The organism is Streptomyces sp. NPDC127117 (genome assembly GCF_042677325.1).
In the GTDB taxonomy this organism is placed as follows: Bacteria; Actinomycetota; Actinomycetes; order Streptomycetales; family Streptomycetaceae; genus Streptomyces.
Genome location: NZ_JBHXTM010000024.1, coordinates 1 through 15257, shown reverse-complemented (window position 1 = coordinate 15257; position 15257 = coordinate 1). Strand labels below are relative to the sequence as shown.

At 72.3% G+C, this 15257-nt stretch carries 13 protein-coding genes; 8 read left to right on the top strand and 5 right to left on the bottom strand.

Going from position 1 to position 15257, the window contains the following annotated elements; all coding sequences use genetic code 11:
• The first annotated feature begins 12 nt into the window (after positions 1–12).
• Complete coding sequence (locus ACFVH0_RS21675; RefSeq protein WP_385822423.1) at positions 13–1839, top strand: GMC oxidoreductase; 1827 nt, start codon at positions 13–15, stop codon at positions 1837–1839.
• A gap of 178 nt (positions 1840–2017) precedes the next feature.
• Here the strand turns inward: ACFVH0_RS21675 and ACFVH0_RS21670 are convergent, their stop codons facing one another.
• A complete protein-coding gene (locus ACFVH0_RS21670; protein ID WP_385822422.1) occupies positions 2018–3052 on the bottom strand; it encodes an LAETG motif-containing sortase-dependent surface protein in 1035 nt (344 codons plus the stop codon).
• Between the two features lie 576 nt (positions 3053–3628).
• Positions 3629–3946 (bottom strand): chorismate mutase, encoded by a 318-nt coding sequence (locus ACFVH0_RS21665; RefSeq protein ID WP_385822420.1) that lies wholly within the window; start codon positions 3944–3946, stop codon positions 3629–3631.
• Positions 3947–4297: 351 nt separating this feature from the next.
• Here ACFVH0_RS21665 and guaA point away from each other — a divergent pair, with 351 nt between their 5' ends.
• The 4 genes from guaA to ACFVH0_RS21645 all read left to right on the top strand — a co-directional run bounded on the left by guaA (position 4298) and on the right by ACFVH0_RS21645 (position 8865).
• Positions 4298–5893: a glutamine-hydrolyzing GMP synthase gene (guaA, locus tag ACFVH0_RS21660; RefSeq protein WP_385822418.1), complete on the top strand. Its 1596-nt coding sequence runs from the start codon at positions 4298–4300 to the stop codon at positions 5891–5893.
• A gap of 165 nt (positions 5894–6058) precedes the next feature.
• The gene (locus tag ACFVH0_RS21655) at positions 6059–6829 is read left to right on the top strand and encodes a class II aldolase/adducin family protein (RefSeq protein WP_385822415.1); all 771 of its coding nucleotides are present in this window, start codon (positions 6059–6061) and stop codon (positions 6827–6829) included.
• Between the two features lie 135 nt (positions 6830–6964).
• On the top strand, positions 6965–8233 hold the full coding sequence (locus ACFVH0_RS21650) for a hypothetical protein (protein WP_385822413.1): 1269 nt from the start codon (positions 6965–6967) through the stop codon (positions 8231–8233).
• Between the two features lie 122 nt (positions 8234–8355).
• Positions 8356–8865, top strand: coding sequence for a DoxX family protein (locus ACFVH0_RS21645; protein ID WP_385822411.1), 510 nt, complete (start codon positions 8356–8358; stop codon positions 8863–8865).
• A 156-nt stretch (positions 8866–9021) separates the two neighbouring features.
• Here the strand turns inward: ACFVH0_RS21645 and ACFVH0_RS21640 are convergent, their stop codons facing one another.
• Positions 9022–10362: a PspC domain-containing protein gene (locus ACFVH0_RS21640; RefSeq protein WP_385822409.1), complete on the bottom strand. Its 1341-nt coding sequence runs from the start codon at positions 10360–10362 to the stop codon at positions 9022–9024.
• Positions 10363–10530: 168 nt separating this feature from the next.
• Between ACFVH0_RS21640 and ACFVH0_RS21635 the strand changes: the two genes are divergently transcribed.
• Positions 10531–11829 carry a PspC domain-containing protein gene (locus ACFVH0_RS21635; protein ID WP_385822407.1) on the top strand — a complete coding sequence of 433 codons (1299 nt, stop codon included), beginning with the start codon at positions 10531–10533 and terminating at the stop codon, positions 11827–11829.
• Positions 11813–12508 carry a response regulator transcription factor gene (locus ACFVH0_RS21630; RefSeq protein ID WP_266689074.1) on the top strand — a complete coding sequence of 232 codons (696 nt, stop codon included), beginning with the start codon at positions 11813–11815 and terminating at the stop codon, positions 12506–12508. The genes ACFVH0_RS21635 and ACFVH0_RS21630 overlap by 17 nt, the downstream gene beginning before the upstream one ends.
• A gap of 18 nt (positions 12509–12526) precedes the next feature.
• On the opposite strand, the gene ACFVH0_RS21625 is transcribed toward ACFVH0_RS21630, so the two are convergent.
• Positions 12527–13288, bottom strand: coding sequence for a GNAT family N-acetyltransferase (locus ACFVH0_RS21625; protein WP_385822405.1), 762 nt, complete (start codon positions 13286–13288; stop codon positions 12527–12529).
• A gap of 107 nt (positions 13289–13395) precedes the next feature.
• Positions 13396–14457, bottom strand: coding sequence for an NlpC/P60 family protein (locus ACFVH0_RS21620; protein ID WP_385822403.1), 1062 nt, complete (start codon positions 14455–14457; stop codon positions 13396–13398).
• A 313-nt stretch (positions 14458–14770) separates the two neighbouring features.
• On the opposite strand from ACFVH0_RS21620, the gene ACFVH0_RS21615 reads away from it, so the two are divergent.
• On the top strand, positions 14771–15124 hold the full coding sequence (locus tag ACFVH0_RS21615; RefSeq protein ID WP_385822401.1) for a hypothetical protein: 354 nt from the start codon (positions 14771–14773) through the stop codon (positions 15122–15124).
• Positions 15125–15257 lie beyond the last annotated feature (133 nt).

Sequence of the window (15257 nt, the reverse complement as noted above, 5' to 3'; positions counted from 1 at the left end):
CCGAGGAGAGCCATGTCCCAGGACAGCCCTGCCCAGAATCGGCCCGTTGCCCGGGAAGAGGCCGACGACGACGCCTACGACTACGACGTACTCGTCGTCGGCTCGGGCTTCGGCGGTGCGGTGTCGGCCCTGCGGCTGACCGAGAAGGGGTACCGCGTCGGGGTGCTGGAGGCGGGCCGCCGCTTCACCCGGTCCGAACTGCCCAAGAACTCCTGGGACCTGAAGAACTTCCTGTGGGCCCCGACGCTCGGCCTGTACGGAATCCAGCGCATCCACCTGCTGGGCAACGTCATGGTGCTGGCGGGCGCGGGCGTGGGCGGCGGTTCGCTGAACTACGCCAACACCCTGTACGAGCCGCTCGCGCCGTTCTTCGACGACCCGCAGTGGAAGGACATCACCGACTGGCGCGAGGAGCTGGCCCCGTACTACGACCAGGCCAAGCGGATGCTGGGGGTCCGGCTCAACCCGACCATGACTCCGTCGGACGTCCACCTGAAGGCGACGGCGCAGGCCATGGGCATCGGTGACACGTTCCACATGGCGCCGGTGGGCGTCTTCTTCGGGGACGGCGAGGACGGCGATGGCACGGCGAAGGCCCGGCCGGGCGGCGAGGTCCCCGACCCGTTCTTCGGCGGGGCCGGGCCCTCCCGCAAGGCCTGCACCGAGTGCGGCGAATGCATGACCGGCTGCCGCCACGGCGCGAAGAACACCCTCAACGAGAACTACCTCCACCTGGCTCAGAAGGCGGGCGCGGTCGTCCACCCGATGACCTCGGTCGTCGCGGTCACCGAGAACTCCCGGGGCGGCTACGCGGTCAAGACCCTCCCCACCGACAACCGGAAGAAGGGCAAGGGCCGTACGTTCACCGCCCGCGAGGTCGTCGTCGCCGCGGGTACGTACGGCACCCAGACACTCCTGCACCGGATGAAGGACACCGGCCTGCTGCCCCGGATCTCGTCCCGGCTCGGCGAGCTGACCCGCACCAACTCCGAGGGCCTGGTCGGCTCGCAGACCAGCGACCGGCGCTACCGGAAGAAGCACGGGACCGCGCGGGCCGACTTCACCCGGGGCGTCGCCATCACCTCCTCGATCCACCCGGACGAGAACACCCACATCGAGCCGGTCCGGTACGGCAAGGGCTCCAACTCGATGGGCGCGCTGACCGTCCTCCAGGTGCCGTACGGCGCGCACCGGGTGCGCAGGTGGCTGCTCGAACTGGTCAAGCACCCCACGCTCGCGGCCCGGTCGCTCTCCAACCGCCGCTGGTCGGAACGGACCATCATCGGGCTGGTCATGCAGTCGCTCGACAACTCCCTGACGACGTACCGCAAGCCGGGCGGCGTGGGCAAGGGCCTGCTCACCGCCCGGCAGGGGCACGGCGCGCCCAACCCGACCCAGATCGAGGCGGCGACGCGCAGCGCCACGCTGCTCGCCGAGGAGATCAACGGCTTCGCCGGTTCGAACGTGGGCGAGCTGATGGGCACCCCGCTGACCGCGCACTTCCTCGGCGGCTGCCCCATCGGCGCCACCGCCGACGACGGGGTGATCGACCCGTACCACCGGCTCTACGGCCACCCCGGCATCTCGGTGGTCGACGGTTCGGCGGTTTCCGCGAACCTCGGCGTCAACCCGTCGCTCACCATCACCGCGCAGGCCGAGCGCGCCATGTCGCTGTGGCCCAACAAGGGCGAGGCGGACCCGCGTCCGGCGCAGGGCGAGGCGTACGAGCGGCTGGCCGCGGTCGAGCCCCGGTCACCGGCCGTACCGAAGGAGGCGTTCGGCGCGCTGAAGCTGCCGTTCCTCGGGCTGCCGACCGTCCCGCCGAAGAAGAAGCCGTAGCGCGGAGAAGAGGCCGTGGCGCGAGGATGAAGCCGTGGCGCGGAGAAGAGGCCGTGGCGCGAGGCGGAATCCGTGGCACGGCGAAGAAGCCGTGGCGCAGACAGCCGGTCAGGGCAGCAGAAAGGGGCTGCACCCCCCTCCGAGTGCAGCCCCTCCATGCTCACGATGAGCCGACGCGTCACACGCCGGCATCACCGTTCCTGCGGCGCCGCACGATGAACATCGCGCCCGCACCGAGCACCACGGCCGCGCCGCCCGCGGTGGCGAACACCGGCAGCGCGGAGGACGAACCGGTCTCCGCGAGGCTGCCGGACACCCTGCCCGCCGGGTTGTCGGCCGGCTTCGCGGCCGGGACCGGGGCGCTGCCACCGGTCTGCGGCGTCGAACCGCTGCCGCCGGACTTCACGATCTTGAACTTGTACGCGACGTCGCTGACGCCCATGCAGTCCTTGTCGCCCACGTACAGACCGGCACCGAGCGTGAAACCGGCGCCGACGGGAGCGGTCGGCCGCACATTGATGCGCAGCGGGATGTCGACCTCGTAGCCCGCGGGGATCTCGTCGGACCGGCCGACGTAACCGACCGCGCGACCGTCCTCGCTGAGCTCCACCCACTTGCCGGTCTCCGGGTCGAGGGCCTGGAGGCTGACCCGCTTGGAGCGGAAGAGGTCGTTGCCCTCCTCGTCCGAGGAGGCGCCCGCGAAGTAGTCGATCTCCTTCACGGCGGACTTCGAGGAGTTGTAGACGTTCATCTTGAACTTGTGCCATCCGCTGCCCCGGGCGATCCGTCCGGGCAGGCCGTTGACGGAGATGTCCAGGTCGGACTTGGTGCACAGCCCCGGCTCCTCCGGGTCCTCGGACTCCGACGGGGAGGCGGACGCGGACGCCGAGGCGCTCGCCGAGTCGCTCGGGGTCGCCCCGGGGGTCTCGTCCTGGGCCGGAGCGGAGCTCTCGGCGGTCCCGGGGGCCTCGACGGCCCCCGGCCCGTCGGTCTCTCCGGCGGGATCCTCGGCAGGCGTGGAAGCGGACTCGGAGGCGGCCGGGGCCGGCTCGGTCTCCGGCGATCCGGAGTCGCCCGGCGAGGGCGAGACGGTGGTCTCGGCGGCAGCGGTCCCGTCCGTCGTCACGGCGAACGCGGCGGGGGCGGCCAGGACCGCGGCAGGGGTGATGACTGCCGTGGCGGCGGCGAGCGCCAGGGTTCGGCGAAGCTTCATGGTGACCTCAGGAGTCCGGCGCACCGCGATGGGCGATACGGGTTTCGGGACGGGCCCGCCGCGCGGCGGCACGAGCGGGGCCGGTGGTTCCGCATGATTGACCCGTGGTCCGCCGCAATGGTTGTCCGGACGCTCACAGAACATTTATGTGACGCCCCTCACGTGGTGGGCGGCCCGGAACACGGGAAAGGGCCCCGCGGACCGGAAGCCGGTCGGCGGGGCCCTCATGCGTCTGCGCCGGGACGCGGCCCGCGTCGCGCGGGTCGTATCGACCGGATTCCACCTGGGTTCCGACTGGATACGGCCGGCCCCGGGCGTCCCCGAAGCCGGCCGTTTCCTGGGGTGACCGGGCTGCTGTCCCCTGCCGACCGGTCACGCACGCTGGGGCGCGGTCCCACGGCGTACCTGCGGTACGCCACACGCACCAGCGGAGCCACGCGTGGTTTCCTTCCAGAGCCGCCCCTGGCTGGCACGGACACCGGGACCAACGAAGCCGCGCCGGACCCGGTCACGCGCCGTACGGGTGAGAGACGGCCCGAACTGGGATACGCCGGAGTACCCCCGGCCCGCGGGGTGTCATGCCCGGCCGCGGCACAGCTCCAGCAGCGTCATGGCGAGGGAGGTGCCGGGCTTGCCGAGCGCGTCCCGGTACGAGCCGAGGATCTCCATCTCGCGGGAGAGGCTGATCCGGCGGCCGCCGGAGGTGATCCGGGCCTCCTGGATGACCGCCGAGACGGCCATCCGTTCCTGGACGAGCCCGATGATCCGGTCGTCGAGGGTGTCGATCCGGGCCCGCGCGTCGTCGATCAGCGCGGCGGCCTCCTCGGTGTGCGCGCCGGTCTTCTCGGCGTTGCTCTTCGCCTGGGCGGTCTTCGCGGGGGCGGTGCTGGTCATGGTGGTGACTCCTCGTGGTTGTGGTCCCCGAGGCCGGCCGGTCCGTAACGCCAAGGCGCCCCGGGCCTTTCGGCCCGGGGCGCCTGGAACGTTGCTTGTCGGTGGGATCAAGCAGCACGACCATGGCAGCCGGCGGGCCGGGTGCCATAGGTAAAGACGAAGGTCGTGTGCTGAAGCATGGAACCAGTATGGCCCGGCCGCCGCGGGCGGACCAACACGACGACCGGATACTGAGACGCCGTATCCGGGGACGGCGGTCCCCGCACCCCCGTACGGGCGGGACGACGGCGGACTCCGCAACCCCGGTAGAATCGACAAAACAGACCCCCCTTCACCGCCGGAAGGCCGCCCGTGCCAGCAGCACCCCCCGCCGCCCCCGACACCACCACCGACGTGGTTCTCGTTGTCGACTTCGGCGCGCAGTACGCCCAGCTCATCGCCCGACGCGTCCGTGAGGCCCGGGTCTACAGCGAGATCGTCCCGTCCACCATGCCGGTGGCCGAGATGCTGGCCAGGAACCCCCGGGCGATCATCCTGTCCGGCGGCCCCTCCTCGGTGTACGCCGAGGGCGCCCCGTCCCTCGACCGTGCGCTGTTCGAGGCCGGGGTTCCGGTCTTCGGCATGTGCTACGGCTTCCAGCTGATGGCCACCACGCTCGGCGGCACCGTCGACGACAACGGTGCCCGCGAGTACGGCCGTACCCCGCTCACCGTCTCCAAGACCGGCTCCACGCTCTTCGAGGGCACTCCCGCCGAGCAGTCGGTCTGGATGTCCCACGGCGACGCCTGCTCGGCAGCCCCCGAGGGCTTCACCGTCACCGCGTCCACCGACGTCGTACCGGTCGCCGCCTTCGAGAACGACGAGAAGAAGCTCTACGGCGTCCAGTACCACCCCGAGGTCCTGCACTCCACGCACGGCCAGCAGGTCCTGGAGCACTTCCTCTACCGGGGCGCCGGCATCGAGCCGACCTGGACCACGACCAATGTGGTCGAGGAGCAGATCGCGCTGATCCGCGAGCAGGTCGGCACCAAGCGCGCCATCTGCGGTCTGTCCGGCGGCGTGGACTCGGCGGTCGCCGCGGCTCTCGTGCAGAAGGCCATCGGCTCCCAGCTGACCTGCGTCTACGTCGACCACGGTCTGATGCGCAAGGGCGAGAGCGAGCAGGTCGAGAAGGACTTCGTGGCCTCCACCGGAGTCCAGCTGAAGGTCGTCGACGCCGAGGAACGCTTCCTGGCCGCGCTGGCCGGGGTCTCCGACCCGGAGCAGAAGCGGAAGATCATCGGCCGGGAGTTCATCCGGGTCTTCGAGCAGGCCCAGGCCGAGATCGTCGCCGAGGGCGCCGCGGGCGGCGAGGAAGTCGCCTTCCTCGTCCAGGGCACGCTCTACCCGGACGTCGTCGAGTCCGGCGGCGGCACCGGCACCGCCAACATCAAGTCGCACCACAACGTGGGCGGCCTCCCCGAGGACATCGAGTTCCAGCTCGTCGAGCCGCTGCGCCAGCTGTTCAAGGACGAGGTCCGGATGGTCGGCCAGGAGCTCGGCCTGCCGGAGGAGATCGTCCAGCGCCAGCCGTTCCCCGGTCCCGGCCTCGGCATCCGGATCGTCGGCGAGGTCACCAAGGAGCGGCTCGACCTGCTCCGCGAGGCCGACGCCATCGCCCGCGAGGAGCTGACCGCGGCCGGCCTGGACCGCGACATCTGGCAGTGCCCGGTGGTCCTGCTCGCCGATGTCCGCTCGGTCGGCGTCCAGGGCGACGGCCGCACCTACGGCCACCCGATCGTGCTGCGTCCGGTCTCCTCCGAGGACGCCATGACGGCCGACTGGTCGCGGCTGCCGTACGAGACGCTCGCAAGGATCTCGACCCGCATCACCAACGAGGTGGCCGACGTCAACCGCGTCGTGCTCGACGTGACGAGCAAGCCGCCGGGCACCATCGAGTGGGAGTGACCCTCCCGTCGGGCCCCGCCTGACCCCAGGTCGACACCGATGCCGCCGCTCGCCCGCCGAGCGGCGGCATCGTCGTACCGGCCGGGCGTCCCGCACCCCTGGCCACTTGCGGCAACCGGCGGTAACTTCCGATCCCGTACGCCCTGGGAGCCCCGAGGAGCCGCCATGTCCGAGCCCACACCCATACCCGTGGACCAGCTCCACTTCGCGCTGCCGCCCGTCCACGAGTCCGTGGCCGACGAGCGCGCACACCGCAAGGAACGGCTGGCCGGGGCGCTCCGGCTGTTCGGCGAGTACGGGTACGAGGACGGCGTCTCCGGCCACATCACCGCACGCGACCCGGAATTCGCCGACTGCTTCTGGGTCAACCCCTTCGGGGCCCCGTTCGCCGGACTGGCGCCCGACGAACTGATCCTGGTCAACGGCGAGGGTCAGGTCGTCGAGGGGCGCCACCACGTCAACCAGGCGGCGTTCGCCGTCCACGCACAGGTGCACCGGGCCCGCCCGGACGTCATCGCCGTCGCTCACACCCACTCCGTGCACGGGCGGGCCCTGTCCGCCCTCGGCGAGCTGATCGAGCCGATCACCCAGGAATCCTGCGCCTTCTACGAGGACCACGTCCTGTACGACGCCTATACCGGGGTCGTCGTCGACGAGGACGAGGGGCGCCGGATCGCCGCCGCGCTCGGCGGGCACAAGGCGATCGTGCTGCGCAACCACGGGCTGCTGACCGTCGGCGACTCGGTGGACGCGGCCGCCTGGTGGTTCATCGCGCTGGAGCGCTCCTGCCAGGTGCAGCTGGCCGCGCGGGCGGCCGGGAAGCCGGTGCTGATCGAGCATCCGGACGCGCTCGCGACCCGCGAACAGCTGGGCAGCGACCTGGTGGCCTGGATCAATTACCAGCCCCTTTGGCGCCGGATCAGCCGCACATTCTGACGATTCCTCCGCACATTTCGGCGATCCGCGCCCACGGGCCGCCCCGATGCGGTCCCGAGCCCCTCCGTACGGCACAATTCGCAGCAATCACAGCCGAGTTGGCTGTACCGGGGGTTTGAAAGGGCGGCGTTCCCAGTGGCGTTGGACGAGGCGAGGGCGGGCAGCACGCACGGCGGGGGCTGCACGTGCGGCGACTGCCCGCACGGGGCGCGCGAGGGCCACCGGCGTGCGGTGGCCGCGTTCCTGGCCAAGCGGGACGAACTCGCCGCCGGGCAGGGGCTGCCGCCCGGGGTCGCGCAGTCCGCCTCGGCGACCCGCCAGTGGGTCTCGGACGAGCTGACCCAGTCCGCCAGGACCGTCGCCGAACGGGGCCGGGAGGCGGGCGAGGCCTGGCTGTACCGGGTCTGGCGGCGCACCCTGATCGCGGTGTGGGCAGGCGTCGCCCTGCTGGTCATCGGCGAGGCCGCCACCGCCATCGGCGCGGGCTGGACCAACGCCCGTACGGCCGGACTGGTCGCCGGCCTCGTCACCGCGGGCCTGCTGACCGGCGCCGCCCATGTCCACCGCGCCCGGGGCGGCCTGCTCGCCCCGCTGATCGGCGAGGACCACCGGCTCTCCACCTCCCGGGCGGTCGCCGCCTCCTGGGTGCTGCTCGCGGTCTTCTCCGTCCTCGTGCTGGCGCTCCAGCTGGCCGGCGCCTCCGGCCACGCCGAGCGGGACGAGCTGATCGAGGGGCTGGACCTGGCCCGGGGCGCCGGGGTGGTGACCGTGCTCGCGCTGGTCTGCGCCGTCGCCGTCGTCGTACGCCGGGTGGTGACCGTACGGACGCTGTCCGGGCGGCTCCAGAAGCTGCGGGCGGTCCGGCCGCGCGCCGCCGATCTGCTCACCGACGACTCCGGGCGCGGCAGCTTCACGGACGTGCAGTACGTGCTGGTGAGCACCGTCGCCGTGCTGTTCGCCGCGGTCCGCCTCGCCCGCCGGCCCGAGCAGCTGCCGGACCTGCCCTGGGGCCTGGCGCTGCTGGTCACCGTCTCCGCGCTCGCGTACTTCGCCGGGAAGTACGCGGAGGGCGGGCGCCCGGTGATCCTCTCGGTGGTCCGGGCCCGCGAGGCCGGGGACCTGGACGCGCCGGTCCGCACCGGCGACGACATCGAGATCCGCGGCGCGGGCTTCGTGCCGCCCGGCGCCGGGACGCCGGAGCGGCTGGCCCGGCTGGTCGTCCGGATCGGCCGGGTCCATGTGCATGTGCCGCTGATCCCGGTCACCGGCGGCTTCGCCAACCCGAGTGACGGTGTGCTGACCGTGCCGGTGCCGGTGGAGGTCGAACCGGGGGTGGTGGAGGTGCAGGTGGTGACCGCCGCCGGAGTGGAGACGAACCGGGTCGAGATCGATGTGACGGACTGACTCCCGCCCTCCGCTTCCCCCGGGCGGGCGGCGGAATCCGGCCGGACGCCCCACCGGGTGAGCAGCCCGGTTCCCGCCTACGTATCGTCAGGTGACGGGTCTACGGAAGGTGGGGCAGCCACATGCAGGGATACGGGATGAACGTACGCGGTCTCGGGGAGTCGAAGGGGCTCGGGGACCTGGCGCGGGAACACGCCCTGCTGCCCCTGCGGATCTTCCTCGGCGTCACCTTCGTCTACGCCGGGCTCGACAAGCTCACCGACAGCGGGTTCTTCAAGGCGAGCGGCGCCGGTTCCATCGGCGAGACCATGCACGCGGTCCGCGACTCGTCGGCGATCCCGGCCCTCGTCGACCTCGCGCTGAAGAGCCCCGGCGCCTTCGGGTACGCCATCGCCATCGGTGAACTCCTCGTCGGCCTCGGCACCCTCGTCGGGCTGTGGGCACGGCTCGCCGCGCTCGGCGGGGCGCTGATCTCGCTGAGCCTGTGGCTGACCGTCAGCTGGCAGGTCTCGCCGTACTACTTCGGCAACGACCTCGTCTACCTCATGGCCTGGCTGCCGCTGCTGCTCGGCGGGGCCGCGGCGTTCTCCGCGGATGCCCTTCTGGCGTCCCGGCGGCGACGGATCCGGTAGTTCACCCAGGTCGCGGTGGCGGCCAGCCAGAGGCCGCCGAAGAACAGCGGGAAGAAGAAGACCCACGGGGCGTCCCAGAGCCCCGCGGCGTCCGCCGCGTATCCCGCCGCCAGCGCGAGCATGACGACTCCGGCCACCGCACGTCCCGGACGGATCTCATGACGCAGCACGGGCGACCTCCACCTGTCCGACACCGACTTCGAGAGTGAGCTCGATCGTGCCCGCCGGTCTGCTGCCCGGGGGCGGCGGCAGCGTCCGGTGCTCGTTCTGCGACGGCCTGATGTCCACCTCGGCCGGCTCCTCGGCGGCCGGGGCCTCGCCGGGCCGGCTGACCGGCAGTGTGATGTCGCCGAGCCCCGACCTCGCGTCGACCTTCACCGTCACCTCCTTCGGCACGATCACCACCACGCGGCCGGCCCCGACGCCCACCCCGGTCGTGAGGGTGTCGCCCCGGGGGACCGTGATCCCGGTGAGGTCCAGCCGGGCCACCCCGGTGCCCAGCTGGTAGCGCGGCTGGACGGCGGCCACCGAGGCGGGGCGCCACCCCTCGCGCACCCACTGCGTGGAGATGTCCTTGGGCAGCGCGGAGGCGCAGGCCAGCAGGACGGCCGTGATCATCGACAGCATGACCGTGCCGAACCCGGTCCGCCCCAGGAACGCGCTGACCAGCATGCCGAGCCCGAACACCGCGAGCGCACCGGCCAGGCCGAACTGCAGGCTCGTACCGAGCGGCTGGGACTCCCAGCTCAGCCCGGTGCCCAGGCCGCCCGCGATCAGCGCGAACAGGAAGACCAGGCCGCCGATCGAGGTCGGGCCCCTGGTGCCGGCCTCCCGCCGGGGCGCGCGGAACGGATCCTTCGGCGCGGCACCCGCGGGGCGTGCCGCACGGGGCGGGAGCGCCGCATCGGCCGGACCCCACAGATAGCCCGCGCCCACCGGCCCCGAGGTGCCGTCCTTGACGATCGGATCCCGCCACCACGACGGGCTGCCCGGCGTCGGCGGCGCCTTCACCTCGGGGGGCGCGTCCGCCACCGCCTGCGCCGTCGCCGGATGCAGCGGGTCCTCGGGCGCCGCGGTCCTGCGGTGCTGCGTCCACACCGCGAAGCCGACGACCGCGAGCGAGAGCATCGCGGAGAACGCCAGCGTGCCCCCGTTGCCCAGCATCGACAGGAAGAGACCGCAGCCGATCAGCGCGAGCAGCACCGCGATCAGCGACGCCCCCTCCACCCGGCCGGACAGCAGCCTGCGCGCCTCGTTCTCCTCCTCGCCGTCCACGGGGACCAGCAGCCAGGCGAAGCCGTAGAAGATCAGCCCGATGCCGCCGGTCACGGACAGCACACCGAGCACGATCCGGAAGATCACCGGATCCACGTCGCAGTACCGGCCGAGCCCGCCGCACACCCCGGCCACGACCTTGTGCTGCGGACTGCGCCGCAGCAGCGGAGCCGGTTCGGGGGGCGGAGCGACACCGGGGGAGGCGTCCTGGGGAACGGTCATGGCTCCATGGTGACGGGCCGGGAGCCCGTCCGGGACCTGGGCCGACCCTGGCCGATCCCTGATATTGGCCGGCCGCACCCCTGGGGCCACCCCGGTACCGGGCTCTCAGGGTCGATTCGGGGGCCGACCCTGATGCCTTCACCCGTGCGGACATGTGACGATCGGGGCATGCCAGCCGCCACGACCCGAGCCACCAGCTCCCGCAACCCCGCCCCGGAGGAGCCGCCGCTGCGCAGGCTCTACCGAAGTGCGGACGGACGGCTGCTGGGCGGCGTCGCCCGCGGTCTCGCCGGGCATCTCGGGCTGCCCGTCGTCTGGGTGCGGTTCGTCTTCCTCGGGCTGTTCTTCGCGGACGGTCTCGGCGCGCTGCTCTACGCCGTGTTCTGGATCGTCGTCCCGCTCGGCGTCGGCGGCGTCGAGGCACCCCGTTCCGTCTTCGAGACCGCCCCGGACGGCAGCCGCAGGCTCCGCAAACCCGACCGTGGCCAGGTCTTCGCCCTGATCGCGCTGGTCTTCGGCGCCATGATCTTCGTCGGCAACGTCGACATGGGCAGCGGCGCCAACCGCTACATCTGGCCCACGCTGCTGATCGGCGCCGGTTCCGTACTGGTGTGGCGGCAGGCCGACAACGCCCGGCGCGCCCGCTGGATGGAGGTCGGCAGCCGCCGCCGGGTGCTGCATCTGGCCCGGGGGCTCGCGGGGGTCGCCCTGGTCGGCCTGGGCCTGGCCGTCTTCATGGTGGTACGCGGCTCCGCCGCCCAGCTCGGCAACGTCATGACCGCGGCCATCGCCGTCCTCACCGGCATCGCGCTGCTGGCCGGCCCCTACCTCGTACGCATGACCCAGGACCTCTCCGAGGAACGCCTGATGCGCATCCGGGCCCAGGAGCGCGCCGAGGTGGCCGCCCATGTCCACGACTCGGTGCTGCACACCCTCACCCTGATCCAGCGCAACGCGGACGACGCCGGCGAGGTCCGCAGGCTCGCCCGCGCCCAGGAACGCGAACTGCGCAACTGGCTGTACAACCCCGAGGGCACCGGCAAGGACGAGGACGACGAACCCGAGACCCTCGCCGAAGCGGTCAAGCGTGCCGCCGCCGAGGTCGAGGACAAACACGGCGTCCCGCTGGAGGTGGTCGTCGTCGGCGACTGCCCGCTGGACGAGAAGCTTGCCGCACAGATGCAGGCCGCACGCGAAGCGATGGTCAACGCCGCCAAGTACGGTGGCGAGGGCGGCGCCGTGCAGGTCTACGCCGAGGTCGAGGGCCGCACGGTCTTCGTCTCGGTGCGCGACCGGGGCCCGGGATTCGACCTGGACTCCGTACCGGGGGACAGAATGGGCGTACGAGAATCGATCATCGGCCGGATGCAGCGCAACGGCGGCACGGCGCGGCTGCGTTCGGTGCCCGGTGGGGGCACGGAAGTCGAGCTGGAGATGGAGAGGGCGAGCGATGACCAAGACCACTGAGGCGACCGGGGGCCCGGAGCGCCGGGTACGGGTCGTGCTCGTCGACGACCACCGGATGTTCCGCACCGGCGTCCAGGCCGAGATCGGCCGCACCGAGGAGACCGGCGTCGAGGTGGTCGGCGAGGCTGCCGACGTCGACCAGGCGGTCACCGTCATCACGGCGACCCGCCCCGAGGTCGTCCTCCTCGATGTGCACCTGCCCGGCGGCGGCGGCGTCGAGGTGCTGCGCCGCTGCGCCCCGCTGATGGGGGCCGTCGAGAACCCGGTGCGGTTCCTGGCGCTGTCCGTGTCGGACGCCGCCGAGGACGTCATCGGCGTCATCCGCGGCGGCGCCCGCGGCTATGTCACCAAGACCATCACCGGCGCCGACCTGGTCGACTCGGTCTTCCGGGTCCAGGACGGCGACGCGGTGTTCTCGCCCCGGCTGGCCGGCTTCGTCCTCGACGCCTTCGCCTCCACGGACGCGCCGCCGGTCGACGAGGACCTGGACCGCCTCACCCAGCGCGAGCGCGAGGTGCTGCGGCTGATCGCCCGCGGCTACGCCTACAAGGAGATCGCCAAGCAGCTGTTCATCTCGGTGAAGACGGTCGAGTCCCACGTCTCGGCGGTGCTGCGCAAGCTCCAGCTCTCCAACCGCCACGAGCTGACCCGGTGGGCCACCGCGCGACGGCTGGTCTGAGCCGGCGGACGGGCGCGCTCAGGCCGGGTCGAGCGAGATGTTCAGCTTCTCGCCGACCCTGCGGTAGCCGATCGCCGCGTAGATCCGCTCCACATCGGCGTCGCCCGGCTCCAGCCACACCACCCGGCAGCCGCGCCCGAAGGCGGTCGCGGTGAGGTGGGCGGAGAGCGCGGCGCCGATGCCGCGGCGGAGGTAGGCGTCGGCGACGGCGAGACCGGCCAGTTCGGTGAGGCCGTCCACCGGTACGGAGCAGCCGCCCGCGCCCACCGGTACGCCGTCGATCGTGGCGAAGGCCGCGACCCCGCCGCCGGCGGCCGCGGTGCGCAGCCACTCCGCCTCGCCGCCCTCGGGCTCGCCGGTCCCGCCGTAGCCGTGGTGCTGGACGAGCGCGGCGGCGTCGAACTCCGCGCCGGTGGCCGGTTCGGCGATCGTGAGGGATTCCACCGGCTTCGGCGTCAGCAGTTCGTCCGGTGCGCAGGCCATGACCGGGGCCCGGTTCTCCACGGTGAACCCGGCGGCGAGCAGCGCCGGTTCGACCGCGGGCGCCGAACCGGGCAGGAACTCCAGCCGGGGCAGCCGGTCGTGCTCGCGGAACGCCGCGACCAGCGCGTCGAGATCGGCCGGCGTCGGCTCCGCGTCCTGGTCGGGTATCGCGTAATTGGCGTACTTGATGGACCAGTTGGGGTTGTAGCGCACCGTGAAGGGCCCGACCCGCAGGTGGTCGGGGGAACGCAGTGCGAGCGTACGGGCATGGGTCTGGACGTCGGCGTCCATGGGCATGTGGGGTTGTCCTCCGGCCGGTCGGGCGACGGTGGGCCGGTCCGAAGGCGGTCCGGCCCGAAGGCGGTTGCTCCGATGGCGGGTCGCACCGGATCGGAGACGGGAGCCTATGCCACCCGGGTGGCCCCGGCGAAAGGCATTTGGTCGATCGGCGCGATCCGGACCGGTGACCCGGTGCGCGGGGCGTGGATCATCTGTCCGTTGCCGATGTACAGCCCGACATGGCTGATGCCGGAGTAGAAGAACACCAGGTCGCCCGGCGCGAGTTCGGAGCGCGAGACGCGCCGCCCGGCGTTGATCTGGGTGTACGTGGTCCGGGGGAGCGAGACCCCGGCGGCGCGCCAGGCGGCCTGGGTGAGCCCGGAGCAGTCGAACGAGGAGGGGCCGGTGGCGCCCCAGACGTACGGCTTGCCGAGCGCCCCGTACGCGAAGGCGACGGCCTCGGCGGCCCGGGCGTTCGGCGCCCGGACGGCGCCGCGTGCGGTGCTCCGGCCGGCGTGGCCGGCGGACTGCGTGCCGTCGGCCGAACCGTGGCCGGCGTTCTCGTAGGCGGTGCGCTCGGGCGGGGTCAGCCGGTCGAGCAGCCGCTGTGCGTCGGCGAGCTTGGTGGTGATCGTCGCCTTGTGCTTCTTCAGTTCGGCCCGGCGGGAGGTCAGCGCGGCCAGCTCGCCCTTGGCCTGCGAGCGCAGCGTGGCGATCTGGGCGACCTGCCGCCGGACCTTGCCGAGCGCGGCGGCCTGGCGGTCACCGATCCGGTCCGCGTACGACGCCCGCTCCAGGTACTGGTCGGGGTCGGAGGAGAGCGCCAGCTGCACGGAGGTGGAGAGGCCGCCGGTGCGGTACTGCGCCGCGGCGAACGAACCCAGCGCGTCGCGTGCGGCGTTGAGGTGCTCGGTTCTGCGGGCGGCCTCGTCGCGCAGGTTGTCGAGGGCGTCCTCGGCGGCGTCCGCCTTCTCCTTCGCGCCGTTGTACTGCTCGGTGGCGACCTCCGCGTCGTGGTACAGCCGGTCCACCTCGGCCTTGACCTGGGCGGGGGTGCGCTGCGGATCGGCGTGCGCCGGGCCGGGCAGTACGGCGGCGGTGGCGGCCCCGGTGAGGGCGAGGGTCGCCGCGGTGCGGGCAGCAGGGCCGGTGTACAGGCGCTGCTTGGGTTTTCGATGCGCTGCCACGAGGGCGTGCGTCCTTCCTGACGACTGCCCGCCGGGGGCTACCGGCGGGCCCGCCGGAACTCTCGGCGGGGCGACCGGTGCGCCGTCCGCGTTCGGAGCGGAGGTGAGCCGGTCGCCTGGTCAGCGACGCTAATCCCGGGGCACGGGCAGGAGTCGTAATGACGCTTATTGTCTTAATTTGGCGTGGCAATGTCGTCGAGTGATCGGAAAAATTGCACCAGAGTCAGGCAATTGGTGCAGACACGAGTGAAGCGACCAGGAAGGTGCACCTGCCTGCCGGGGGGTGATATGGCCGGGGCTAGGCTGCGGCTTCATGGACGTACTCATTCATGTCTTCGTCGCCCTGCACATCATCGGGATCGCCTCCCTGCTGGGCGGATTCCTGACCCAGATGAAGGCGATGGGCGCGGGCACGGCCCGGTTCGTCCCGGCGATGCTGCACGGTGCGCTGACCATGCTGGTCACCGGTGTCGCACTGGTCGGGCTCAACGAGGCCGACGGCAACCACGTCAACAACATCAAGATCGGCGTCAAGCTGCTGGTCCTGGTCGTCGTCCTCGCGCTCGTCTACATCAAGCGGGACGACGAGAAGGCCGACAAGGGCTCCTTCGCGGCGGTGGGCGGGCTGACGCTCCTCAACATCTTCATCGCCACGCTCTGGACCTGATCCCGCCCGCGCCGCGCCGCCCCCGGGGCGGGGGGGCGGGCCCGGGGGGGGGCCGCAAACCCCGGGGCCCCCAGCCCGTGATAGGGCAGTTGGTTTTTGTCTCCGCGCGCCCCGTGGGGGCCGGCGTCGGGGC